General features: G+C 67.9%; 18 protein-coding genes and 2 tRNA genes. 6 read left to right on the plus strand and 14 right to left on the minus strand.

From position 1 onward, the window contains the following. Nucleotides 1-6: 6 nt before the first annotated feature. Together chrA and P5F91_RS23645 are read right to left on the minus strand one after the other, a co-directional pair. Nucleotides 7-1,332, minus strand: a complete 1,326-nt coding sequence (chrA, locus tag P5F91_RS23640) for a chromate efflux transporter (RefSeq protein WP_145608256.1) — start codon at nt 1,330-1,332, stop codon at nt 7-9. Nucleotides 1,333-1,411: 79 nt separating this feature from the next. Beyond that, nucleotides 1,412-1,921 (minus strand): nuclear transport factor 2 family protein, encoded by a 510-nt coding sequence (locus P5F91_RS23645; protein ID WP_145608254.1) that lies wholly within the window; start codon nt 1,919-1,921, stop codon nt 1,412-1,414. A gap of 270 nt (nt 1,922-2,191) precedes the next feature. On the opposite strand from P5F91_RS23645, the gene P5F91_RS23650 reads away from it, so the two are divergent. Continuing rightward, nucleotides 2,192-3,946 carry a DUF885 domain-containing protein gene (locus P5F91_RS23650; RefSeq protein WP_277908437.1) on the plus strand — a complete coding sequence of 585 codons (1,755 nt, stop codon included), beginning with the start codon at nt 2,192-2,194 and terminating at the stop codon, nt 3,944-3,946. Nucleotides 3,947-3,976: 30 nt separating this feature from the next. Here P5F91_RS23650 and P5F91_RS23655 read toward each other — a convergent pair whose 3' ends face one another. Both P5F91_RS23655 and P5F91_RS23660 read right to left on the minus strand, forming a co-directional pair. After that, complete coding sequence (locus tag P5F91_RS23655) at nt 3,977-5,935, minus strand: FTR1 family protein (RefSeq protein ID WP_277908438.1); 1,959 nt, start codon at nt 5,933-5,935, stop codon at nt 3,977-3,979. 118 nt (nt 5,936-6,053) lie between these two features. After that, nucleotides 6,054-6,971 (minus strand): LysR family transcriptional regulator, encoded by a 918-nt coding sequence (locus P5F91_RS23660; protein WP_277908439.1) that lies wholly within the window; start codon nt 6,969-6,971, stop codon nt 6,054-6,056. 95 nt (nt 6,972-7,066) lie between these two features. Between P5F91_RS23660 and P5F91_RS23665 the strand changes: the two genes are divergently transcribed. Beyond that, the gene (locus P5F91_RS23665) at nt 7,067-8,047 is read left to right on the plus strand and encodes a zinc-binding dehydrogenase (RefSeq protein WP_277908440.1); all 981 of its coding nucleotides are present in this window, start codon (nt 7,067-7,069) and stop codon (nt 8,045-8,047) included. A 190-nt stretch (nt 8,048-8,237) separates the two neighbouring features. Here P5F91_RS23665 and P5F91_RS23670 read toward each other — a convergent pair. The 3 genes from P5F91_RS23670 to P5F91_RS23680 form a co-directional block, all read right to left on the minus strand. After that, nucleotides 8,238-8,314, minus strand: a tRNA-Arg gene (locus P5F91_RS23670). 50 nt (nt 8,315-8,364) lie between these two features. Continuing rightward, complete coding sequence (locus P5F91_RS23675) at nt 8,365-8,670, minus strand: ETC complex I subunit (RefSeq protein WP_145608246.1); 306 nt, start codon at nt 8,668-8,670, stop codon at nt 8,365-8,367. A 70-nt stretch (nt 8,671-8,740) separates the two neighbouring features. After that, nucleotides 8,741-8,817: transfer RNA gene (locus P5F91_RS23680), tRNA-Pro, on the minus strand. A gap of 686 nt (nt 8,818-9,503) precedes the next feature. On the opposite strand from P5F91_RS23680, the gene P5F91_RS23685 reads away from it, so the two are divergent. Continuing rightward, nucleotides 9,504-11,366 (plus strand): flagellin N-terminal helical domain-containing protein, encoded by a 1,863-nt coding sequence (locus P5F91_RS23685; protein WP_145609026.1) that lies wholly within the window; start codon nt 9,504-9,506, stop codon nt 11,364-11,366. Nucleotides 11,367-11,520: 154 nt separating this feature from the next. Here the strand turns inward: P5F91_RS23685 and P5F91_RS23690 are convergent, their stop codons facing one another. Further along, nucleotides 11,521-11,874, minus strand: coding sequence for a hypothetical protein (locus P5F91_RS23690; protein WP_145608244.1), 354 nt, complete (start codon nt 11,872-11,874; stop codon nt 11,521-11,523). A gap of 332 nt (nt 11,875-12,206) precedes the next feature. Between P5F91_RS23690 and P5F91_RS23695 the strand changes: the two genes are divergently transcribed. Continuing rightward, nucleotides 12,207-15,203 (plus strand): autotransporter outer membrane beta-barrel domain-containing protein, encoded by a 2,997-nt coding sequence (locus P5F91_RS23695; protein WP_145608242.1) that lies wholly within the window; start codon nt 12,207-12,209, stop codon nt 15,201-15,203. Nucleotides 15,204-15,305: 102 nt separating this feature from the next. Here the strand turns inward: P5F91_RS23695 and P5F91_RS23700 are convergent, their stop codons facing one another. From P5F91_RS23700 to P5F91_RS23715, 4 genes are all read right to left on the minus strand, one after another. Beyond that, a complete protein-coding gene (locus P5F91_RS23700) occupies nt 15,306-18,350 on the minus strand; it encodes a response regulator (RefSeq protein ID WP_277908441.1) in 3,045 nt (1,014 codons plus the stop codon). 136 nt (nt 18,351-18,486) lie between these two features. Beyond that, on the minus strand, nt 18,487-18,933 hold the full coding sequence (gene hisI, locus P5F91_RS23705; protein ID WP_277908939.1) for a phosphoribosyl-AMP cyclohydrolase: 447 nt from the start codon (nt 18,931-18,933) through the stop codon (nt 18,487-18,489). Between the two features lie 2 nt (nt 18,934-18,935). Continuing rightward, nucleotides 18,936-20,117, minus strand: coding sequence for a cystathionine beta-lyase (gene metC / locus P5F91_RS23710; protein ID WP_277908442.1), 1,182 nt, complete (start codon nt 20,115-20,117; stop codon nt 18,936-18,938). Between the two features lie 100 nt (nt 20,118-20,217). Beyond that, entirely contained in the window at nt 20,218-21,546 is a 1,329-nt protein-coding gene (locus P5F91_RS23715; protein WP_145608236.1) for an amidohydrolase, read from the minus strand. A gap of 393 nt (nt 21,547-21,939) precedes the next feature. On the opposite strand from P5F91_RS23715, the gene P5F91_RS23720 reads away from it, so the two are divergent. Beyond that, nucleotides 21,940-22,239 carry a hypothetical protein gene (locus tag P5F91_RS23720; protein ID WP_145608234.1) on the plus strand — a complete coding sequence of 100 codons (300 nt, stop codon included), beginning with the start codon at nt 21,940-21,942 and terminating at the stop codon, nt 22,237-22,239. A 328-nt stretch (nt 22,240-22,567) separates the two neighbouring features. After that, nucleotides 22,568-22,945, plus strand: coding sequence for a hypothetical protein (locus P5F91_RS23725; RefSeq protein ID WP_145608233.1), 378 nt, complete (start codon nt 22,568-22,570; stop codon nt 22,943-22,945). 90 nt (nt 22,946-23,035) lie between these two features. Here P5F91_RS23725 and P5F91_RS23730 read toward each other — a convergent pair whose 3' ends face one another. Together P5F91_RS23730 and P5F91_RS23735 are read right to left on the minus strand one after the other, a co-directional pair. Beyond that, nucleotides 23,036-24,232 carry an FUSC family protein gene (locus tag P5F91_RS23730; RefSeq protein WP_277908443.1) on the minus strand — a complete coding sequence of 399 codons (1,197 nt, stop codon included), beginning with the start codon at nt 24,230-24,232 and terminating at the stop codon, nt 23,036-23,038. Continuing rightward, nucleotides 24,229-24,948, minus strand: coding sequence for a GNAT family N-acetyltransferase (locus tag P5F91_RS23735; RefSeq protein WP_145608229.1), 720 nt, complete (start codon nt 24,946-24,948; stop codon nt 24,229-24,231). The genes P5F91_RS23730 and P5F91_RS23735 overlap by 4 nt, the downstream gene beginning before the upstream one ends. Nucleotides 24,949-25,013: the final 65 nt, after the last annotated feature.

The following is a 25,013-nucleotide window of genomic DNA, read 5'->3' on the forward strand; positions in this document are numbered from 1 at the left end:
GTTGGGCTATATGCCTAAAACGTTCAGCAGCACGCCCACCATGGCGCAGGCGGCCAGGGTGGGCAGCAGGCCCAGGCGGGTATGGCGCAAGGCGATGAAGGCCACCAGCGCCAGCAAGGCGGCGGGGATGTCCGGCCCGGTGGGCAGGGAAAGGCTGAATGGGCCCAGGTTCAGCGGCCGGCTGCCGCTGAACAGCACATGCCAGCCGAACCACACCGCCAGGTTCAGGATGACGCCCACCACGGCCGCCGTGATGGCGGCCAGGGCGGCGGTGATCGTGGTGTTGGTCCGCACCCGTTCGACATAGGGGCCGCCCAGGAAGATCCACAGGAAGCAGGGCGCGAAGGTGACCCAGCTGGTCAGCAGGGCGCCCAGGAACCCGGCCAGCGGCGGCGGCAGGGTTCCGGGGGCGTGGGCGGCCGCCAGGAAGCCGACATGCTGCAGCACCAGGACCAGGGGGCCGGGCGTGGTCTCCGCCAGGCCCAGACCGTCGATCATCTCCCCTGGGGTCAGCCAGCCGTATCCCGTCACCGCCGCCTGCGCCACATAGGCCAGCACGGCGTAAGCGCCGCCGAAGGTGACCAGGGCCATGCCGCTGAAGAACAGCGCCAGGTGGGTCCACACGCTGTCGGCGCCGGTGACCAGGCGCAGGACGGCCAGCGGCCCCAGCCACAGGGGCAGCCATAGGGCCAGGGTGGCCAGCGCCCTGCCCCGGCTGGGCTGCGCGTGCGGCGGCACGGCAGCCTCCAACTGCCGGTCCAGCAAGGCGTCCCCGCCAGCCGTGGTGGCGGTGGGTGCGAAGAACCGGCGCGCCGCCATGCCGATGATGGCGGCGGCCAGGACAACCAGGGGGAAGGGCAGGTGCGCCACCGCCAGCGCCAGGAAGGCCAGCCCCGCCACGGCCAGCGATGGCCAGCCGCGCAACGCCCGCCGGCCCAGCCGCAGCACGGCATCCATCACCAGCGCCAGCACGGCGGCCTTCAGCCCATGGAACAGGGCGCCCGTCAGCGGCGCTTGATGGTACAGGGTGTAGAGGGTGCTCAGGCCCAGCATGACCAGCACACCGGGCAGAATGAACAGGCCGCCGGCGATCAGCCCGCCCCGGCGCCCGTGCAGCAGCCAGCCGATGTAGGTCGCCAGCTGCTGCGCCTCCGGTCCCGGCAACAGCATGCAGTAGCTGAGGGCGTGCAGGAACCGCGCCTCCCCGATCCAGCGGCGGTCTTCCACCAGCTCACGGTGCATCAGGGCGATCTGCCCGGCGGGGCCGCCGAAGCTCAGCAGGCCAATGCGCGCCCAGACGCGGGTCGCCTCAGGCAGGCTGGGGAGGGACATGGCAGGCGGGCCGAAGGGGCTGGGTGGTGCGGGCCTGCTGACTAAGCCCCGCGCCGCCGCCGGCGTCAAGGGCGAGGCTTCAGAACACGCCCTTGCCGTCGGGGTCGCTGGCCGGCACCGGCTGGCTGACGGACCAGTGCTCCACCACCTTATCGTCCAGCACACGGAAGATGTCGACCACCGCCGTGCCCTGGGCATCCGGGCCGGGGATGGCGTGCACATGCAGCACGACCAGGTTCCCCTGGGCGATGCTGCGAACCACCTCCACCTTGGCGTCGGGATGATGCTGGAAGACCGTGGCGTAGGCGTCCTGCAGGGCGCGGCGGCCATCGGCCAGGCCGGGAGTATGCTCCCGGTAGTCCTGGGCGACGTAGCGGTCGGCGGCGGACAGGTCATGCCTGTTGAAGAAGGCGTCGTAGAAAGACAGAACCGTCTGGCGGTTGGCCTCGCCTTCCGCCGCGCTGTCGGGGATGCGGGTGCTGGTGGCGCCGGCCGCCTGGTTGGCCGGGGGTGGGGCGGCCTGGGACGACGCCAGGCCGGAACCGGCCAGCGCGACGCCCAGGGCCAGGGCACGGAGTGTCAGGCGCATCTCTTCCTCATCGGGGACTGGGCGACGGGGGAAGGCGGACAGGCAGGGCGATTTCCCCGTCACGCGCCCGTCCCCGCGTCGCCCCTTTACCTGCACGGGCATTGTGGCGACTCTGGGGTGGTGGCGTGGAAGGGTTGGGGCCATGCCGCTTATGCGGATCGGTGCTCCGGTCCCGGGCGCGGCGGCACGTCGCCGTAAAATAGTATAAAATATTTGACATATAATATCCCATCATCGACCTTGTGTGGAAATAACGGGCAGCAGGGGGCGATGATGAACCGTACCGCGGTGGCGCTGGCATTCACTCTGGCGGCGGTATCCCCCGTCCCCTTTTCCGCCTGGGCCAAGCCCGCCATTCCGATCGCCAAGCCCGCCGGCGGCGTGGACGCCGTTATCGCCGACTATGAGGCGCTGGCCCGTCAGACGGACGGCACCGACAGGCCCGGCTGGCCGGACGTCAGCAAGGCCGCCGCCGACCGCCGCGCCCAGGGCTATGCCGCGTTGAAGGCCCGCCTGGACGGGCTGCCGCCCTCGGCCCCCGATGGCGAGGAGGCGCTGACCCGGCGCCTGCTGGACTGGCGTCTGGGCGTGCTGATGGACGGTGCCAGGTTCGATGAGGATCGCATTCCCTTCGACAATGGCGACGGTTTCTTCAACACCGCCAACTACGCCGCCGCCACCACCGTCATCCGGACGGAGGCAGATGCCCAGGCCTGGATCGCGCGCCTCAGGGCCTTGCCCGCCTATTATGACCAGCAGATCGCCAACATGCGGCGCGGGCTGGAAACCGGCTTCGTCCAGCCGCGCCCCACCGCCACCTCCGTCCTCAACATCCTGAAGATCGCGGCTGACCAGCCGGCGGAGGCCAGCCCCCTGCTGGGGCCGCTGAAGGTCCTGCCCGCCACCATCCCGGCAGACCGTCAGGCGGCCCTGCGTGCCGATGCCCTGGCGGCGGTGACCCAGGCGGTGAAGCCGGCGCAGGCGAAGCTGGTGGTCTTCTTCGAGCAGGACTACGTGCCCCATGCGCGCGACACGCTGGGGGCCAGCAGCCTGCCGGATGGGCGCGAGTACTACGCCTACGCCGTGCGACGCTCCACCACCACCGACTTGACGCCCGACGCCGTATTCGCGCTGGGGGAGCGGGAGGTGGCGCGCATCCGGGGGGAGATGGAGGCCGCGATGCGGGCCACCGGCTTCACCGGCACATTGCCCGAGTTCATCGCCAAGCTGCGTACGGACAAACAGTTCTACGCCCCGGATTTGGCAACGTACGTGGAAAAGGCCAGCGAGATCGGCAAGCGCATCGACGGCCTGCTCCCCCTGTGGTTCGGCAAGCTGCCGCGCCTGACCTGGACCATCCGGCAGAAGCCGCCGGAGCAGGAGGGCTCGTCCAGCGGCTATGACCTGGGCGACCCGGTGAAGGGCGTGCCCGGCCGCGTGGTGGTGGGTGCCCAATCCTTCGGCGACCCGCTGTTCGGCCTGCCGTCCTGGATCCTGCATGAGGGCGTGCCCGGCCACCACCTGCAGATCGCCCTGGGGCAGGAGCGCACGGATCTGCCGGCCTTCCGCCGCAAGGACGAACCCACCGCCTTCATCGAGGGCTGGGCGCTGTATGCCGAGCAGTTGGGCGAGGACATGGGCGTCTACCGCACGGACTACGAACGTTTCGGCCGGCTGTCCTTCGACATGTGGCGCGCCTGCCGCCTGATGATGGACGTGGGCATCCATTGGAAGGGGTGGAGCGCCGATCAGGCCGCCAGTTGCCTGCGCGACAACACCGCCCTGCCGGAACGCGTGGTGCTGGGCGAGACGCAGCGCTACATCGCCTGGCCGGCCCAGGCCCTGGCCTACAAGGTGGGCGAGCTGAAGTTCCTGGCGGAACGCCAGCGGGCGGAGCAGGCGCTGGGCGCCCGCTTCGACATCCGCGCCTTCCACGACGCCCTGCTGGACGACGGCCCCATGCCCATGGACATCCTGCACGACCAGATGGGACGCTGGCTGGCCCGCCAGGGGGCGAAGCCGTAACCCGCCGCCCGGCGCTTGAGGGGGAAAGCCTTAGGCTTTCCGGCCGGCCCGCAGGGCATTATACGCGAAGCCGGCGGCGAGCGCGGCGGCCATGACCGCTTGCGCCGCCACGGTTTGCGCCGTGGGGAACAGCCCCACGATCTCCACGCTGGGCACATGGGCCAGGGGGATGACGTCCAGCCAGCCGGCTTCCTGCAGGGCCTTCACGCCCTTGCCGGCCAGCACCACGGCCAGCACGGCCATCAGCCCGGAACTCCAGGCGAAGAAGGCGCCGATGGGCAGGCGGCGGCTGTAGCGCAGCAGCCCCCAGGCGATGGCGGCCAGCAGCAGCACGGCCGCCCCGGCGCCGGCCAGCACGGCCATGTGCGCCCCCTCCGCCCACAGCGCCATGTAGAACAGGATGGTCTCGAACACCTCGCGATAGACCACCACGAAGGTCAGCAGGAACAGGAACCAGGCCGACTGCCGCGACAGGGCGTGGGACAGCTTCTCCTTGATGTACAGCTGCCAGGCGCCGGCCTGGGACTTGCCGTGCATCCACACGCCCACCGACAGCAGCACCAGGGCGGCGAACACCGAGCCCAGGCCCTCCGTCAGTTCCCGGCTGGCGCCGCTGATGGACACCAGGTAAGTCGCCGCGGCCCACGTCGCCAGGCCGGCAGCCAGGGCGGTGGTCCAGCCCAGGTGGACATGGCGCAGCACATCCGCGCGCCCGGCTTTGCGCAGGAAGGCGATCATCGCCACCACGATCAGCAAGGCCTCCAGCCCTTCGCGCAGCAGGATGGTGAAGGCGCCGACGAAGGTGGAGGCGTCGCTGGCGGCGGCTGGCGAGAGCGCATGCTCCGCCTCGGTCAGCAGTCCGGTGATGGCCTGGGCCTGGGCGCGCACCTCGTCCGCCGGCCGGCCTTGGCTGATGACGCCGCGGAAGGCGCCCATGGCGCTTTCCACACGGGTCATCAGGCCGCCGTCGCGCGCCTTCAGGATGGGCTCCACCGGCTCGAACCCGTCGAGGTAGGCGGCCAGGGCCAGGTCGCCCGCCGCCTTGGCGTCGCCGGCCTCATAGGCCTTCACGGCCAAGCCCAGCTTGGCGCGCGCGATGGTCAGGCTGTCGTTGGCCTTGGGCATGACCGCGTCGGGATGGGCGCGCAGGTAGGCCAGCAGCGCCTGGGCGTCGCTGGTGCCCACCTTTTCCTCCAGGGCGGCCTGCGAGGCCTGGGTGAGGGCCTCAAGATTGGGAAAAAGGGCGTGCAGGTCCGGCCGCGCGCGCCACAGCGCCTCGCCCGCCTGGATGTCGCCGGGCGTGTAGGCGAAGCCGCCGGCGATGAAGGCCAGGGCCCAGCGGTCGTCGGCCGGCAGGTGGGCGAAGCTGACCATGGGCGTGCCGTCCAGCCCCTGCTCTATCACCTGTTCCAGGGCGAAGACGCTGCGCTGCCGTGCGCGCTCGGCGTCGCTGAACGCCACGGGCCTGGGGTCCAGCGTGACGCCCACCGGGCCGTCACCATGGCCGGTGGCGCCGTGGCAGGCGGCGCAATTCTCGGCGTAAAGGGCCCGGCCCCGCGCCAGATCCGGCGGGGTGGTGGGCGCCAGCGGCACGGGGTAGGCGGCCAGCAGATCCCGGCCCAGGGCGCGGGCCAGGCCCGCCACCTCGACCGGGGACGCCTTGGCGGCGATGGCGGCCTTCAGCGCGTCGGCCTGGGCCTGCAACCGGGGCAGGGTGGGGGTGGGCGGCAGCTCGGCCATCCGCTCCCGCGCGCTGGCCGCGAACTCCGCCTGTTCGGCATATTCGCTCTCGCTGGTCACCCGGCCGTCGGTCACGGCGCCGGCGTAATCCACCGCCACATAGTCCAGCAGCCGCCAGATGGTCTGCGCCGTGGCCGGTTCCGCCGCCCGGGCGGGCAGGGCGGCGGCCAAGCCCAGCAGCAGGAGGGCGGCGGCGAGAAGGTGACGCGGTCTGACCATGGTGCGGCCCAGTTGAGAAGTGCGAGTCATTCTCAGTAACTCCACCACCGGTCTCTTTGCAAGCATGGGCTGGCGCGCGTCTGCCCTGTGGATGCACCATGGGGGGCGTCATCGCCATCGTCGGAAACGACGGGACCCGTGGCACCGGCTATGCGGGGGTGTCCACTTGAGCGAAGAGCTGACTTGGTGGCCGGGCCATCGCGCTCCACAAGGCGGCGGCGATTGGTCCGGGCGTATTGCCAGCTTTGCGCGCTGCGACGATGTCGACTGAGCCACCTCGGAACACTGAGTTCGCGATGGATTGAAGCCGGCCCTGCCTAATATCCTCGGCCACCAGGTAATCGGGCATATGTCCCCAGCCCAGGCCCTGCAGGATGACCTCACGCTTCATGATTTGGTCGGTTACCGTGCAGGTTCTGGCGCCGTCGATCATGAAGTACTCCCGATCGGCGGGCATAACCGCGCTGTCGCGGATGACGCACTGGGTGAAGTCTCGCATGCGCTCGACCGTCGCCGCCTGGGCTGGAAAGGTCAGGAAGCCCGGCGCCACGACGGGGATCAGTTTGACCCGGCGAAGCGGGAGGGTTTCGAAGCGAGTGTCGCCCTGTTCGACGTGATGCAGGATCAAATCGGCACGGCCATTTTCGAGCAGCTCCCAAGGGGCCGATAGCGTCTCGAACCGCAGATTGAGGCGAGTCTGCGGGTGTCCCGCAAAAAAGTCCTTCAACAGCTCCAGCATGGGGGGCAACGGCGTCAGGTCGCCGATGACGACGGTCAGTTCGATCTCGTCGCCCGCAGCCACGTGGTCGGCATAGACAAGCAGCCCGTCCACTTCGACCAGCACCCGTTGAGCGCGGGCCAGGAAGGCGGCGCCTGCGGGGGTGAGCGTCAACCTATAGCCGCTCCGGTCGAACAGGGTGAATCCGATCTCCCGTTCAATGTTGGCGATCGCGGTGTGTAGGGTCGGATGGGTACGACCGAGGCGCGCCGCCGCCGCCTGCAGAGAACCCTCCGCCGCTACGGCGTCGAGCACTCGAAGCTGGGTTAAGGTCATGGCGCGTGGCATGGTTCAATCTACAATCATGGACGAAACTTTGTAAAATCTATTGGCGCAGCCCGGTTCTATCTTGGTGCTCACTCGCGAACAGGGAGGACCGGGACATGCAGGCGATCGTAATCAAGCAATATGGTGGGCCGGAGGTTTTGGCGATCGAGGAGCGGCCCGATCCGGTGGCGCGGGCCGGTCACGTCCTCATCGAGGTCAAGGCCTTCGGCCTCAACCACGCGGAAATCTACTTCCGGCGCGGGGCATGGGGCGAGGTTGCGGAGATCAGCGGCATTGAGTGCGCCGGTCTCGTCAGGTCTGATCCGTCGGGCCAATTCCGCCCAGGTCAGACCGTCGTCGGCCTCGTCGGCGGGATGGGGCGAAGCCTAAACGGCAGCTATGCCGAGCTTACCCTTGTTCCCGTAAGTAACGTCGTCGCGGTCGAAACCGACCTGTCCTGGGAAGATCTCGCAGCGTTGCCGGAGTCCTACGCGACGGCGTGGTCGGCGATCATCAGCATCCTGAAGCTCAAGCGCGGGCAGACACTGGTCATCCGCGGCGCAACCTCGGCGCTCGGCCAGGCGGCGGTTAACATCGCCGCCGACCTGGGTGTGCTGGCAATCGGCACGACACGGCGATACGCGCGCGCAGGCCTGATCGAGGCCGCCGGCGCTCACGCTGCCATGATCGAGGGGCCGGAACTATCAACCACCTTGCGTCGGGAACATAAGGACGGCGTCGATGCCGTCCTCGATATCGTGGGGAACTCGACCGTGCTGGACTCGCTGGCCATGCTGAAGCGGGACGGCGAGGTATGCCTCATCGGCTTCTTGGGCGGTGGAGAACCACTCAGCTTACAGCCGGTATTCAACATCCCGAGCGGGCGGCGACTGAGCGTCTTTGCAAGTGCCCTCGTCCTGGGCGGATCTGAATTTCCTCTATCGGAGGTTCCGTTCCAGTCGCTCATCGATAAGGCGACCTCAGGCGCCTATCACGCAACGCCGGCCCATGTGTTCGGCTTCGACGATATTCGCGAGGCTCACAGCCTCATGGAATCGGGTGACGCGAAAGGGAAGATCGTCGTGAGCCTTGGCTAAGTTCGGGCGCCACGGTCTGAAGACGGAGGAACCCTAAGTTATCATAGTGTTAAAAGACAAAAAGCCTGCCACGGACGATCCATGGCAGGCTTTTTTACAAGACAGACGCCAAACTGTGGTGCATTTCGAGGCAGACTATGGCCGAAAAAGGCCAAACTATGCTGCCTCCCACAAGGCGGGTCCGGCGGGTTGGCGACCCCAGCTGGATTCGAACCAGCGACCTACCGCTTAGAAGGCGGTTGCTCTATCCAACTGAGCTATGGGGCCCGGAGGCGGCCCCGGGCCCGAGGGCCGGGGCGCCCAATATCAGGAAGGGATCAGAAGCGGCCGACGCGGGGGCGGTCGGTGCGGAAGTTGTCGGCGTAGTTCTTCGGCCGGACGATGCGGTCGTTGTGGGTGATGACCTCGTAGGCCCACCCCTTGCGGGTCGCGTAGGCGATGGCCTCTTCGGCACTGTCGAACGTCAGCTTCACCTGGTTCAGGGTGTCGCCCGAGCTGGTCCAGCCCATCAGCGGCTCCGGCCGGCGGGGGGTGGCCAGTTCATATTCCAGAATCCACGCATGGGTCTTGGCCCGGCCGGACTGCATGGCCGTCTTGGCCGGCTGATAGATACGAACCTGCATCTCTGGAACGTCCCCGGTTGAACGAAACACCTGTTGCCTGCCGTCGCCATTCCGGCGCCGGTCCGGGCGATGGTCGGGGCGCCCGGATTCGAACCGGGGGCCTACGGTTCCCAAAACCGTCGCGCTACCAGACTGCGCTACGCCCCGAAACCATCGCGAGCTAGGGTTTACGCGGTTCGCGGGGCCATGGTCAATCAGGAAAGCGGCCGGGCGCGCGGCAACCCTGCCCCGCCTTGTGCCCGGCTTTTCAGCTGAAATCCTGGCCCCCCAACGCACGAAAGAGTGGTGCGGTGCCCGGCAAAAAGCGCCATGGCGGCGGCCGGTGTCAGCCCGCAGGCCCCAGGGCAGGGGCATTCCGGGGCCCGGCGGGGCGCAGGCGGGGCCAATTTCGGGCCGGCAACCAGGAAATCCCGGCCGCCTTGGGCCGCGTCACCCGGCAATTTTGACCGGGCGGCGGGAAATTCCGACCGCCCCAATTGTTCGCATTCCTGTCGCGGCCAGCCGCCCAGCGCCTGAAAATCCCTTTATTTACAGACGTGTAAACATCGCCGTGGGCTGTTGGCACGGTTTCTGCGGTTAAGCGGACGAACTTAACCGTCCATCAGAGGAGGTTGATGGCGTCCATACCAGCGTAGCGCCCCCGGGCAACCCCGGACCAATCCGTCCCGCCATCCCGGCAGGGAACGGGTTGCCGCCCGGAGACGGGGACTTAGGCCCCCCCGGCAGCGGGCGGGTGGTGCTCTTCGATGGCATGGGACCAGCAGCTTGCTCTCGCCAGAAGGATCAGACCGGCCCAAACGGCCGCCCTCCGGCAGCTCAAAAGGAGATAAATGATGTCCTCTCAAGTCGCCCTCTCTTCGGCAATGCGTTCCAACCTGCTGTTGCTGCAGAACACCAACAGCTCGATCGACAAGCTCCAGGCGCAACTGTCCACGGGCAACAAGGTCAATAGCGCGCTGGACGGCCCCACGGCCTTCTTCGCGGCCCAGGGGCTGAACCAGCGTGCCAGCGACCTGTCCACCCTGAAGGACGCGATGGGCCAGGCCATCAGCACCATCAAGGCGGGCAACCAGGGCATCACCTCCATCCAGAAGCTGATCGACCAGGCCAAGGGCCTGACGACCTCGGCCTATTCCAACCTGGGCAACGACCCCGGCTCGATCGCCACCCGCAAGTCGCTGGCCGCCCAGTTCAATGACATCAAGGACCAGATCGACAAGCTGGCCGCCGACAGCGGCTACGGCGGCAAGAACCTGCTGGCCGGCAGCGGCCAGACCTTCGACGCCACCTCCACGTCGCGGTCCACGGTGAACTCCATCACCGGCCTGTCCAACAGCCGCGTGACCAACGTCACCACCTCGGACACCTATTCCATCCGCGTATCCGGCACGGGCGACATCTCCGGCAACGCCGGCGACATCGCCTCTGCGGAAGACGCCCGCGGCCTGTTCGGCCTGAAGGTGTCCGGCAAGCTCAGCAGCACGGCCGGCAACTTCTCCGACGTGTCGATCGAAATCCGTGGCGCCGTGGGACAGACCCGCACGGCCGTGGTCACCGAAGGCGGCGAGTCCCGGTCCATCACCTTCTTCGACAACACCCAGAGCGCCACCAACAGCCTGGTGAGCGCCGGCACCTCGGGCACGCCGCAGATATCGCAGGTGAACATCACCGGCAACATTGACGAGGGCGATACCTTCAACGTCACCATCAATGGCCGGACGTTCAGCTACACCGCCTCGGCCGGTGACGTGGCCAACCCGTCGCCCACGTTGCGCCAGACCGCCATCGCGACCAACCTGCAGAACCTCATCACCAACTCCATCTCCGTCCCGGGCAGCTCGATCTCAGGCTTCACCGTCAGTTCCTCGACGCCCGGCACCTTCCAGATTACCGCGGCCAGCCCCTATGGCACGTCCAACAGCTTCACGCTGGGCAGTTCGACCGTCAACGCCCTGACCAAGGACATCTCCGTGTCCTTCTCCTCGGGCTCGGTCGTGTCCTTCACCGTCGACCGTTCCACGTTGGAAGGACTGGGCACCGCGGGCAACGGCACCTCCACCATCGAGAAGGATGTGGATCTGGCCGTCACGGCTACCGACCTGAACGGTGTGTCCATCACCCGGTCGGGCGCCAATGATCGGGGCAGCGGCAAGCTGACGGACGGCGAAAATGCCATGTCCTTCACCACCGGCACGGTGCGCATCAACGTCGACTCGACGAAGATCATGCAGGCGGCTTCGGCCAACCGCTCCGCCAACATGACGACGTCGCAGCAGACGCCGGCCAACACCCAGAACGATCTTCTGGTGCAGTTCAACGAGACCAACACCAACTCGTTGAGCGTCAAGTCCACCAACGTCACCACCGACGGCCAGGGCCTGCGTCTCGACTATGCCCAGAACGACTTCCTGGACCGGTCGGACATCGACGCCGCCGTGGCCCAGCTGACCTACGCCACCACCCAGCTGCGGTCCGCTGGCCAGACGCTCAGCACCAACCTGAACGTCATCCAGACCCGGTCCGACTTCACCGACGCCTTCAACAACGTCCTGTCGGACGGTGCGGACAGCCTGGTGCAGGTCGACCAGAACCAAGCCGGCGCCGAGTTGCTGACCCTGCAGACGCGCCAGTCGCTGGGTGTCACCACCCTGTCGCTGGCGAACCAGAGCCAGCAGGCCATCCTGAAGCTGTTCTAATCGGTGACGGCGGGGCGGGCGGCGGCGTGGCAAAAGGCCACCCGATCCCCCTCCCGCCGCCCCGGTCCCGGACAGCGGCGGGCACAAGGAAAAGGGCGGTCCCCAGCGGGCCGCCCTTTTTCATTTCGCGCTCAGGCCTGGGGATTCGCTGGGGTCATTCCACGCCCAAAACGACCAGGCGCGCCGGCTTCTTGAAATTCATGGTGATCATCAGGGTGGCCCGTCCCTTGATGACGTACAGGGCCTTGTCGGCCACGACGGGCAGCGGAACGTTGCGGGACATGCAATAGCCCACCAGGGCCGCCTGCAGCTCCTGTTCCGGAATGGTGACGTCGTTGGCGGCGCCGTTCAGGGTCACGGACAGGCGGGCGCTGACGCCGCGGTTGACCGTGTACTCCAGGCTGGTGACATCCCCGTCGGGGAAGGCGTCGTTCAGCTTGCGCCGCCGTTCGGTGATGGCGCTCACCACCTCGCGGTCGGTGAAGACGATGCAGCGTAGTTCCTTCATGCGCTCGCGTTCCGGCAGGCTGGGGCGCGGGAACTCTACGCCAGGTCTCCGCGCCGCCGCCAGTTGCAAATATCCCAGGCCCATCGCGTCCCGCCGTTCGGAAGGATAGGCGCGGGTAGGGCTGCGGCAAATTGGCCGATCACCGTGACGGCGGGAATTTTTCTCGAAATGGCGCGCCGGGTTTGGACGACCGGGCCGTGTAACCCGGTCCGTATGGGCCGCAATCCCCCGCCCACAATCCGGCCGCTACAACCCGGCCAGTTCCGTCCCTTCCCGCCGGTACACCGGCCAAATGTCCGTTATTCGTCTGAACAGGCAGGATTTTTCAGCAAATGAAGCGCCTTCTCGCGCCAGTGGCCGCAGCACCCCTGTGCCTCGCCGCCCTGACCGACCTTCACGCGGCGACGACGATTTCCGACACCCGGACCACCGGTGTGGCGACCTCTTCCGCCGGCGATCTGACCATCACGGGGACGGTCAGCCCATCCAGTGGCGCCGCGGTGACGCTGGACAGCAACAACTCGGTCAGCAGTTCCGGCACCATCTCCATCACCGGCGGCGATGACACCACCGGCATCCTGGTGAAGGGCGGCACCACCGGCAGCGTCAGCCTCAGCGGCACCCTGACGCTGACCGACAGCAGCGTCAGCTCCACCATCCCGCTGACCTCGGCCGAGGGGCGCAATGGCATCTGGGTCACCGGCACGGGGGTGTTCACGGGCGACATCAACACCTCGGCCACCCTGACGGTGCGCGGCAACGACAGCGCCGGCATCCGGGTCGCGTCCGACATGGACGGCAGCGTGACGATGAGCGGCACGGTGTCGGTGACGGGCAACAACTCATATGGCATCCAGTACACTGGGCACACCGTGGGGGGCCTGGTCATTTCCGGCACGGTCAGCGCGCTGGGCACCGGGTCGGTCGGTGTGGCCGTCGACGGGGTCATGGAAGGGGCGATAGACGTCACGGGCAGCGTCACCTCCACCGGCTATTTGTCGACCACGCGGCCCACCACCACGGCCGGCTTCGCGGCGCTGACCGCCAATGACGAGTTGCAGGGCGGCGCCGCCTTCCGCATCGCCCAGACGATAACGGGCGGCCTTTACTTGGAATCGACGGGCTCGCTCACGTCCTATGGTTCGGCCCCGGCCCTGGTGGTCGGCGACGCCACCGACAACATCACCCTGGGCACCTATCCCGACAACACCCGCGGCCTGGTTCTGGCGGGCGGCATCGTGGCCAACGGCGTCTACGACGGCTTCAGCACCACGGGCATTCAGATCGGCGGCCAGGGCGGGACTGTCAACGTCCTGGGCGGCCTCAGTCTGTCGGGCACCCTGACCAGCCTGTCCTACAAGGCGGATTCCACCGGCATCCTAATCGGCTCGGGCGCCACCGTCACCGACATCGCCATTTCCGGCACCATCAGCACCACGGTGTCGTCCCAGTCCTCGACGGCGACCGCCATCTCCATCGCCAGTGGCGCCACTGTCAACAGCATCAACATCACCGGCACGGTCGCGGCTTACGCCACCGGCTATGCCGGCGCCACGACCTCGGTGGCCAGCAACGCGATCGCCATCAAGGATGCGAGCGGCACCGTCACGCAGATCAACAACAGTGGCACTATCCTGGCCACCGTCACGAAATCCACGGACAACACCGGCATCACCGGCACGGCCACAGCGCTGGACCTGCGGGCGAACACCGTCGGCGTCACCATCACCAGCAGCGGCACCATCACCGGCGACATTTTGCTGGGTTCGGGCGATGCAACCGTCAACCTGACGGGGGGCAAGGTCACGGGCGCGTTGTCCTTCGGCAGCGGCACCAACACGCTGACCATCGACGGCGGCGCCGTCTACGCCGGCGCCCTGACCAGCGACGGCACCCTGGCCGCCACGGTCACCAACGGCAAGCTGCGCAACAGCAGCACCAGCACCATCACCATGCGCTCTCTGACCGTGGGGTCCAGCGGCGAGATCGACTTCACCGCCGACCCGGTCAACAACACCAACACCCTGTTCAACGTTTCCGGCGCCGCTTCGCTGGCGTCGGGCACCAAGATCGGCCTGATCTTCAAGAGCAAGGTCACCGACAGCAACAGTTTCACCGTCATCAAGGCCAGCAGCCTGAGCGTGGGCAGCACCGACCAGTCGCTGCTGGGCGACGTGTCCTACTGGTACAAGGCCAACGTCGCCACCGACACCACCGCCGGTACCGTGACGGTGAATGTGGCGCGTCGGACGGCGGCCGAGGCGGGCATTACCGTGGGCGCCGGCGCGTTCAACGCCGTCTACGGGGCCTTCGACAAGGATACGCAGATCGGCGAGGCCTTCTTCAACGCCACCAGCGCCAGCTCCTTCGGCAGCCTCTATGAGAAGATGCTGCCCGACTACAACGGCGGCCCCTTCCAGCTGCTGAACCGCGGCATGATGGCGCTGGCCCGTACCGAATCCGACCCCACCGTGGCCATGAAGGATGAGAAGCGCGGCGCTTGGGTGCAGGAGCTGGGTTTCGCCGTGTCGCAGAACCGGGGCGAGGGCCCCGGCTACAACGGCAATGGCGTGGCGCTGATGGGCGGTTATGAGAAGTCGGTGGAGAATGTCGGCATCGTCGGCCTGTCCTCCTCCTATATGATCACCGCCGTCAACGATCCGGACGCCTCCAGCGGCAACCAGGTGAAGGGCGAAGTCTTCACCGGCGGCGCCTACTGGCGCGACCGGTATGGTGGGCTGATGGCCAGCGCCAGCCTGAACGCCGGCTATATCCGGTTCTCCAGCAAGCGCGTCTTCACCGGCACCGACGATGAGGGCGCCGCGTTCGAGCGCGACGCCAACGCCCACTGGTCGGGCTATTTGGGCGATGCCCATTTCGGCCTGGGGTATGAGCAGTCGCTGGGCTTCATGTTCGTGCGGCCCACCGCCTCGCTGGACTATTTCGTGCTATCCGATGGCGCCCACCAGGAAAGCGGCGGCAGCGACGGCTTCAACCTGAAGATCGACGAGCGCACCGGCCAGCAGGGCAACGCCGAGGCCGCCTTGACCTTCGGGACCCAGCTGGGCGGGGATTTCCAGTGGAAGCCCTCCCTGACCGTGGGGTGGAAGCAGGTGTTCGGCGATGGCCCGGGCGACACCACCGCCAGTTTCGCCGGTGGGTCCAGCTTCACCCTGATGCCGCAGTCCGTGGTCGGCGGCGGCCCCATCGCCCGCATCACGGTGCAGGGCGGCAACCGCTACTCCGACATCGCGTTGGAGCTGGGCGGCGAAGACCGTCGTGGCTTCATCGGTTATGACGCCCGCTTCGTGAGCAAGTTCCGGTTCTGATCCGGGCGCTTCGCGCACCTCTGGCAAGGCGGTCCCCATCCGGGGGCCGCCTTTTTTCATGGCGATAGCACAGGCCAAGGCCAAGGGGGATTTGGGGGAAGTCTACGCCACGTCCAAACCCAGGAAGCGTTGGCGCAGCGCATCCCAGGAGCGGTGGCCCAGGTCGGCCAGGGCCCGCAGCTGCTCCTCCACGTCCGCCCCACCGTCCGTCCCACCGTTTGCCCCACTGCCCGACTGGGCCAGGCTGTCGCCCAGCAGGCGTGCCTGGCGGGCCAGCAGCACCAGGCCGCAGCTGTCGGCCATCACCGCCAGGTCGCGCGTGGCTTCGCGCAGCGCCCCGGTGGCGTGGGCGGCGCTCAGGTCCAGGACGGCATCCAGCCGGCCACGGCCGCGGCTGACGATGCCGTCGACCAAGGCGCGGAAGTCCGTTGGCGGCACCGTCCGTTCCAGCCGCGCCAGGACCCGGGGTTCCAGCAATAGGGTGGCCGCGTCCGGTTCGGTCGCCGGCTGGGGCGCGCGCTCCGCCAGCCAGCGGCCCACCGTTTCCAGGAAGCGATCGGACTTGAACGGCTTGGATACATAGTCGTCCATCCCTGCGGCCAGGTATTCCTCGCGCATGCCGGCCATGGCATTGGCGGTCATGGCGATGATGGGCATCTGCGGCACGCGCACGTCCACGGCGCGGATGCGGCGGGTTGCCTCGATGCCGTCCATGACGGGCATCTGCACGTCCATCAGCACCAGGTCGAAACGGGTTTGCAGGCAGGCGCGCACAGCCTGCGCCCCATCCTCTGCGATCTGCACGTGGTATCCCGCCTTTTCCAGCAGGACCGAGGCGATGGTCTGGTTGGTGAGGTTGTCCTCCACCACCAGGATGCGGGGCTTGGTGGCGCCCGCCGGGGTGGCGGCCGTGGCGGGGCGGGGCGGGGCGGTCTCCGCCAGGTCGACGCGCAGGCCGCAGGCCTTGGCCAGTGCCTCCAGCAGCTGGGGCCGGCGGATGGGCTTGGGCACCACGGCGTCGAACAGGCTTTCGCGGGCGCCGTCCCCCGTCGCGGGCGCTTCCAGTGAGCTGGCCAGCAACAGGCGCACGCCGGCCAGGCGCGGTTCCGCCCGGATCCAGGCGGCCAGGCCGGGCCCGTCCAGCTCAGGCATGTGGTGGTCGATCAGGATGACATCCGGCAGGGCGGCCTGACCGCCATCCGTGCACGCGCCGTCCAGGGTTCCGTCCATCACCGCCATGGTTCGCAGCAGATGGTTGCGGGCCTGAATCCCGCCCGAGGCCTCATCCACCGTCATGCCGCAGGTCATCAAATGATGCACCAGGATAAGGCGGTTGACGGGGGTGTCGTCCACCACCAGGGCGCGGCGGCCGCGCAGGCGGTCACCCAGGGGCTGGACCGTGCGGCTGGGCGCCACCGCCCGTTCCAACGGGATGTCGAACCAGAAGGTGGCACCCTCCCCGGGCGTGCTCTCCACCCCTATGGCGCCCCCCATCAACTCCACCAGCTGGCGGCTGATGGCCAGGCCCAGGCCGGTGCCGCCGAAGCGGCGGGTGATGGAGCTGTCGGCCTGCTCGAACATCTGGAACAGCCTGCCCGCCTTCGCCGGGTCGATGCCGATACCGGTGTCCTGCACAGTGACGCGCAGGCGGCGCGTCTGTTCCGGCAGTACGGGTCCGTCGCCCAGCAGCTTGATGTCCACCGACACGGCGCCCTTGGCCGTGAACTTGATGGCGTTGCCCACCAGGTTCAGCAGCACTTGGCGCACGCGGGTGGGGTCGCCCCACCACATGCCCATGGCGCCTTCATGCACCAGGGCGCCAATCTCCAGCCCCTTGTCGCGGGCCTTGGGCCCTAGGATGGACAGGACACCGTCCACCAGCTCATCCAGGTTGAACTGGATGCGTTCCAGGCTGACCTTGCCCGCCTCCAGCTTCGAGATGTCCAGGATGTCGTTGATGACCCCCAGCAGGGCGTCGGCGTTGTCGCGGATGATTTCGGCATATCCGCGTTGCTGGGTGGTCAGCGGTGTGTCCAGCAGTATTTGTGCCATGCCGGTGACACCGTTCATGGGGGTGCGGATTTCGTGGCTCATGTTGGCCAGGAAGTCAGACTTGGCGGCGTTGGCCCGCTCCGCCACCTGCCGGGCCTCTTCCGCCGTGCGCCGGGCGCGGTCCAGGTCGCCGGTCAGGGCCAGCAGACGCTCGCGCTGGGCGTTCAGCTGCCCGTTCATCAGGTGGACGCGGCGATACAGGGCGACCATTTCCGCCAACAGCAGCAGCAGCACGACGCTGGAGGCGATGGCGCCATCGGCGCGGGCCAGGAACCAGCCCAAGGTGAAGCGCGCCAGACCCAGGCCGTTCAGCAGCGTGTCCATCGCCAGGGCGACGGTGGAAATCAACAGCCCCAGATGGCCCACCGTGCGGACCTTGGTCACCGTCGCCAGAATGGCCGGTGTGCAGAAGTTGATCAGCAGCATGGCCACGTAGATGACCTTGACCGCCATGTCATTGTTGTAGGTGTTGACCAGGGTGACGCGCGGCAGCCAGCGGTCGACGGAGAACAGCACCGCGGCCAGGGTGAGGCCGGCCGCCAGCACGGCACCCACCCCAACACCCAGCGCCAGCATCTTGCGCGCGTCGCCCGCCACCGGCGGCGGGGCCTGGCGCTGCCGCTGGGCGAAGCCCAGCACCGCCAAGGGGAAGGCCATGTGCCAGGCCGTGTACAGCCACAGCGCCGATTGCGACAGCGGGCCGTCCGGGTCCAGGGGCGCGAAGGCGCCGGGCAGGGCCGCCACCTGCAGCACGGCCATGGCGCCGGAATAGGCGTAGCCACCCACCAGCCACAGCAGCGCGCGGTGGCCCGACAGCAGGAACTGGCTGGCGATCAGGAAGGACGTCAGCAGGTCGGTGACCAGGATGATGACGGCGTAGGCGGGCAGCAGGCCGGGGATGTTGCCCACGGGCGTTTTCGCCCCCATGGCGCCAATCAGGAACAGGGCCAGCATCGCCAGGCCGACCAGGAAGGCCGCCGCGTGCTGCGATGGTGTGGTGGGGGCCGCGAACAGGGTGGCGGCCTGCGCCAAGTCACGGGGGCGTGGGGATGACGATCCCAATTCGCCACCAGCCCCCTGAACAGCGCCAGTCATACCCGTCTTCCCCCACGGGGGATCCACCGGTTCCACCCAAAAACCGGATCGGACCCCACTGCCAAATGGTCGGCCACCAAGCAGTCGCCGTCAATTGGACAATACTGGAAACAGGAAACGATTGCTGGACTTTTAGCTAAGTTGTTGTGTGTTTGTGGCCATGCGGCGGATACAGGTCCAGGGGGTCGGTGACCACATCCGCGATTGTGGACAGCCCGTCCGGCGTCGCCGAACGGTAGAAGCAGGACCGGCGGCCGGTATGGCAGGCCACCCCCACCTGGTCGACCAGCAGCAGCAGGGTGTCGCCGTCGCAATCCACCCGCAGTTCCCGCAGGTGCTGCACCTGGCCCGAGGTGTCGCCCTTGCGCCAGAAGGACTGGCGCGAGCGCGACCAATAACAGACGCGGCCGGTGGCCAGGGTTTCCGCCACGGACTCACGGTTCATCCAGGCCATCATCAGCACCTCACCCGTGTCGTGCTGCTGGGTGATGGCCGGCACCAGGCCGTTGGCGTCGAAGCGGATGGCGGCCAGCGTCGCCTCGACGGTGGCGGCGGGCAGGGGATAGGCGATGTCGGCACTCATGCTCACGCGGCGGCTCCCTTCATGCGGGCAAGGCCCCGTTCCAGGTCGCGGATCAGGTCGTCGGCGTCCTCCAGGCCGGCATGCAGGCGGATCAGGGTGCCGGTGCCGGTCCAGGGCGTGGCCGTACGGATCTTGCGCGGGTCGGTGGGCAGGATCAGGGATTCGAACCCGCCCCAGCTGAAGCCGATGCCGAAGTGGGACATGCCGTCGACCAGGGCGGCGACGGCGGCGCGCGGCTGCTTCTTCAGTTCCACCGTGAACAGGCCGCTGGATCCGGTGAAGTCGCGCTTCCAGATGTTATGGCCGGGGCAGTCGGCGAAGGCCGGGTGCAGCACGCGCTGCACCTCGTCCCGGCCCTTCAGCCAGCGGGCGATGGCCAGTGCCGTCTCCTGGTGGCGGGCCATGCGGGCGGCCAGGGTGCGCATGCCGCGCATGGCCAGATACAGGTCGTCGCCGCCCACGTTCTGGCCCAGCTGCAGGGCGGTGTCCTTCACCCGCTGCCAAGCCTCGCGCGTGCCGACGATGACGCCCACGGTCGCGTCGGCATGGCCCACGAAATACTTGGTGGCGGCGTGGATAACGACGTCGGCGCCCAGGTCCAGCGGCTTGCTGCAGATGCCGGCCGACCACGTGCTGTCCACCAGCACGGCCACGCCCCTGTCATGGGCGGCCTTCGCGATGGCGGGAATGTCCTGCACCTCGAAGGTCAGGGATCCGGGGGATTCCAGCAGGATGGCCGTGGTCTCCGGCCGCAGCTTGTGCCGGATGTCGGCGCCGATCAGCGGGTCGACATACTCCACGCTCACGCCCAGGCGCGTCAGCACCTTGTCGCAGAAATCGCGCGACGGGCCATAGACCGTGTCGGCCACCAGCAGATGACCGCCGGCCTTGGCATAGGCCAGCAGGGCGGTGGTGACGGCGGCCAGGCCGGAGCTGGCCACCACCGCGCGGTGCCCGCCCTCCAGCGCCGCCACCGCGTCCTCGAACGCCAGGCTGCTGGGGGTGGAGCGACGGCCGTAGCGCGGCGCCCTATGCTCGGGATCGTGCCCCTCCAACTCATCCAGGCAGGAGAACAGGATGGTGGAGGCGCGATAGGGCGGCACGTTGACCACGCCATAATTGTCCAGCGGGTTGCGGCCGGCATGGACCAGCAGGGTGGCGGGGTTTTTTGTGTCTTCAGACATGGTCCGGTGGGATCGAAACGGAAATAGGTGGGCATCTTGGCACCGCCCCCGCCCCCGGGGAAGCGGCCCCGCCGCCGCATCCCGTCATGCCTCCGTTGCGTTACAGCCCGTACAGGTAATCCACCGTCAGGTGGGCCAGGGTGCGGGCGCCCACGATCAGGCCGGACTCGTCCACGAAAAACTTGGGCGAGTGGTTGGACGCCGCCTTGGACAGGTCCGTCTCCGGCGGGGTGATGCCCACGAACAGGTACACGCCCGGCACCTGCTGTTCGTAGAAGGAGAAGTCCTCCGACGGAGTGACCTTGTCGATCAGCTTCACATGCTCCTTGCCCGCCACCCGCTGCAGGGTGGGGACGATCTTGGCCGTGAGTTCGGGGTTGTTGATGGTGACCGGATAGCCTTTGATGATGTCCACATCGGCGGTGGCGCCGGCGGACTCGGCGATGCCGGCCACGGTGCGGCGCAACCGCTTGTCGATGTCGGCGCGCATGCCCTCGTCGAAGGTGCGGATGGTGCCGTTCAGGGTCACCGTGTCGGGGATGATGTTGTTGCGGTTGCCGCCATGGATGCTGCCCACGCTCAGGATGGACGGTTCCTTGATCACCTCCATCTGCCGGCTTTCGATGGTCTGCATCCCCAGCACGATCTGAGAGGCGGTGACGATGGGGTCCACGCCGGTCCAGGGCAGGGCGCCGTGGCTCTGCTTGCCATGCACGGTGATGACGAACTCATCCGCCGCCGCCATGAAGGGGCCGGGGCGGTAGCCCACGTCGCCGGCATGCAGGGTAGAGATGACGTGCACGCCGAAGACAGCGTCGGGCTTGGGGTTATCGAAGGCACCTTCCTTCAGCATCTGCTCGGCACCGCCGACCTCCCCCTTGGGCAGGCCTTCCTCGGCGGGCTGGAAGATGAACTTCACTGTGCCGGGCAGCTGGTCCTTCATGCCGGCCAGCACCTCGGCCACGCCCATCAGCATGGCGACGTGGGTGTCGTGGCCGCAAGCGTGCATCACGCCCACCTCCTGGCCATTGTACTGGGTCTTCACCTTCGAGGCGAAGGGCACGTCCACCTGCTCCGCCACCGGCAGGGCGTCCATGTCGGCGCGCAGGGCCACCACGGGGCCGGGCTTGCCGCCCTTCAGCACGGCCACCACGCCGGTCTTGGCCACACCGGTGCGCACCTCCAGGCCCAGGCTCTTCAGGTGTTTGGCCACCAGGGCCGCCGTGCGCGTCTCTTGGTTGCCCAGCTCGGGATGTTCATGGATGTCGCGGCGCCAGGCGATGATCTTGGGCTGCTCCACCGCGGCGCGGGTGTCCAACGTGGCCTGCGCCGTTTCACGATCACCGGCATGGGCCGGCAGGGCGGCGGCTATCAGGCCCCCCACGCTCGTGCCCAGGGCCAATATCCAGCCGAAATGCCGCTTACCCATTGTCACCGCCCCTTCTTGTTTGCCGCCATCGCCTTGATCCGGCGCAGCCTTCTGACGGCAAGGGTACCTGTCCGCCCCGCGCGGGCCAGCCTGTGGCAGGTTCGCGTTGATGCATGGCAGCTATGCGTACCGGTGACCGACGTATCGCGCTTAAGGCGCCGATGCCGTGGGCAAGTGGTTCAGCCCTCTACCTTTTGCGCCCGTCGCCCTATGGCGAAGGCGCCTCTTCCCTGCCGTCGGCGTGATTGACACCGGTAACAGGCAAAGGTAGCGTTATTACATAACGCAACCACTATAACGTGAAATTAACGAAGCCGGCGACAGGCCGGACCGCACCGGGGCGGGTACGGGTCGAGAAGACACCAAGGCCTTGTTTTTTCAAGGAGATGACCCATGACTGCGATGTCCAAATCCATTGCTTGCGCCCTTTTTGCCTTGGCCGGCTTGGCCGGTGGCACCGTCACCAGTAGCGCCGCTTGGGCCGCGGATGCGGCCAGCCCTTGCGGTCCGGCGCCCACCCTGTCGCTGAAGCGCCTGGACGCGCGGCCGGCGTCCATCAACGGCGACGCCTTCGTGGCCCAGGTGAACAGCTACGCCGCCAAGGCCAAGGCGCGCAGCGCCTGCCTGGCCAAGGTCGCCGCTAATAGCGGCACCACTAGCCCGACCCTGGCCCCGGCGCCATCCGGCGACTAGCCACCGCGTCGTCTCTTTCACGATTCATCAGCGAAGGCGGCCGGTCACCGGCCGCCTTTGTCATTTTGCTCATGGCAGCCATGCGCGGCTGCAAAATATTCAGATCAGAAGGATAATTCTGTTTTCAGCCAAGGGGTTCGGGCAAAATTGTTCGGCGATGATAGCGTTATCAATGGTCGGGTCATTGTTGACACCCCAACCCGGCGATCGTACGGTTGCCGCGGCGCACAATAAATAATGTGCGTATGCGAAATGGCAGTTTCGCCAATCAATCCGCGGGGAGGGCGCGACCGTCAAGGCACAACCTTTCGCCATCGGAGAGATCAACATGGCTTCCGTTTCCCGTGTTTTCGCCGCCCTGGTCCTGGGTGGCATGGTCACCGCCACACTTCCTGCCTCCGCCCAATCCCTGGGTGTTGAGCGCGCCTGCGGCAAGGCTCCCGTGGCCCCCGTGAACCACCTGTCCGCCACCGCCACGGCCGCCGAGGTCAGCGCCGCCACGGCCGAGGTCCGCGCCTATGGCAAGGCCACCCAGGCCCGCCTGGCCTGCCTGGACAATCTAAGCGCCCGCAGCGTTATCGCCTGGACGCCCGACGGCCGTGCCGCCATCGCCAACAGCTATGATCGCACCATCCATGACCTGAAGGTCGTGGCCCGCGACTTCGCCACCCTGCCGGCCGAGCAGGTGGCCGACACCGCCCGCTGATCAAGCCCACCAGCGTCTCTCCGGTGCGGGGCGGGACGGCGGGATTTGCCCGCTCTCGCCCCACGCTGGTCCGCCTCACGCTGGGGACCCTTACCCTGGTGACGGGGTATCCTGCGGCGTCGTCGGCGGCTGGGTGGCCACAGGTTCCACCCCGGCAAGCACGGCGATTTCCTCCGGCTTCTTTTCCGGATGCCGGGCCGGCGGGATCATCTCCTCCGCCCGGGCATGCAGGTCCGTCAGATCCTGGCTCAGCTGTTCCAGCGCGAAGGACAGGGTGTAGATCTGTCCCGTCACGCCGCGCGGCAGCTCCCGCAGCACACCCTCCGCCCGCAAGGTTTGCACCATGTCCAAATAGGCGTGGGTCGCGGCCTGCACAGGCTCGACGGGCGGTATCTGTCCTTGCCCGTGCAGCGCCGAGGGCGCGCGCAAGGCCATGGCGGCGTGGCGCAGGAACAGCACGCCCTGCCGGCGCACCTCCGCCTGCGGACCTTCCAGCCGCTGGGCGGCGGCCACGCCCGAGGGCGCGCGGTTGCTGGTGGCGCGGCCCACCATCACCAGGTCATGGCGCACGCGCGTCAGGGTGCGCACCAGGGGGGCCGGGTCACGCTGATCGCCCAGCCAGGTGCGGCGTTCCCGCTGCGCCTCTTCCGCCGCCGTATCCAGGGGGCGCAGCGCCGCCCACAGCTGGGCGTGGCGCTTGGACAGTCCCTGGCGCACATCGTCGGCCAAGTCCGGGTCCAGCAGCACGTCCAGCATGTCGGCGCACAGGTCGGCCACCCGTGCGGCGGTGGCCAGCACCACGCCATGGGCGCGGGCGGGAAACACGAACAGGGCCACGGCCAGGCCGATGACGTTGCCGATGACGATCTCGAACACCCGGTCCAGCGCCAGCATGAAGGACGACTGCGTCCCCCCGCCGGAGGTCAGCAGCACGATGACGGCGGTGACGGGCGCCAGCTTGCACACGGGATAGCGGGCGGCCAGCCAAGCCAGGGGCGCCAGCGCCATGGCCAGGGTCAGGCACAGGTGCAACAGCGTGTCGTGCTGGCCGAAGGTGGCGACCAGGGCACCCCACGCGGCCCCGGACAGGGTACCGGCGAACCGGTCCAGCGCCGCCTTCAATGAGCCGCCGATGCTGGCCTGCATGACCATGATGGCGGTGATGACGGCCCAGTAGCCCTGGGGCAGGTTGAACAGGCGGGCCATGGCCAGCGCCGCCGTGCCGGCGACGGTGACGCGGAAGGCCAATCGCACCTCAGGCGCACGCACAGCCGCCAGCAAACTCATGGGCTGCCAGCCGTGGGGCGGAAGGCCATGGGCCGGCGGGACGGGTCACCGGCTTGCGGCGGTGCGCCGTCAGGCGCCGGGGCAAGGGGCGGGGCGGGGGGTACCGGCCGCGCCAGCGGAATGTGGGGGGCGGCCCCCAGCGGCAGGACACCCGCGCGCCGGGGATCGTCGACGAACTTGCGTTCCTGCCGCAGGCGGCGGAAGCCGGCGCGCTGGTACAGGGGCAATGCCGCGGGGTGGTCGAAGCTGCAGGTGTTGATGGTCAGGCGGCGGACGCGCGGGCGTTCCCATACCCGGCGCACGGCCCAGTCCAGCAGCCAGCCCCCCAGGCCCCGGCCAATGGCCCAGGGCATCAGGCCCAGATAGTCGATGGCGACCGTGCCATCGGCCGGCAACAGGCGCCAATCCAGTTCCACAAAGCCGGCGGGCATGCCGTCGACATGGATCACATGCACCTCCACCTGCGGGTCGGCCAGCATCCGGGCCAGTTCACCCTGGTCCATGCGCCGCCGGATCTCCCACAGCCATGGCTCGCCGATCGTGTCGTAGAGGAAGCGATAATAGGCCAGGGTGCAGTGCCGGGCCAATACCGGACCGTGCACCCCTTCCGGCATGGGCCATTCCGGCGTCCCGGGCCGCTTGGCCATCTCCATGAAGGTTACCAGCACCGGCAGCTTGCCGGCCGGCGCCTCTGCCGTCGTCACCATGGTCGTCATCGCCCCGTTCCCCCTGCCTGGTGGCGGGGCGGCTCCTGTGCAGGAGTGCGCGCAGAACTGCACGC

Source organism: Nitrospirillum amazonense (genome assembly GCF_029594735.1).
Lineage (GTDB): Bacteria > Pseudomonadota > Alphaproteobacteria > Azospirillales > Azospirillaceae > Nitrospirillum > Nitrospirillum amazonense.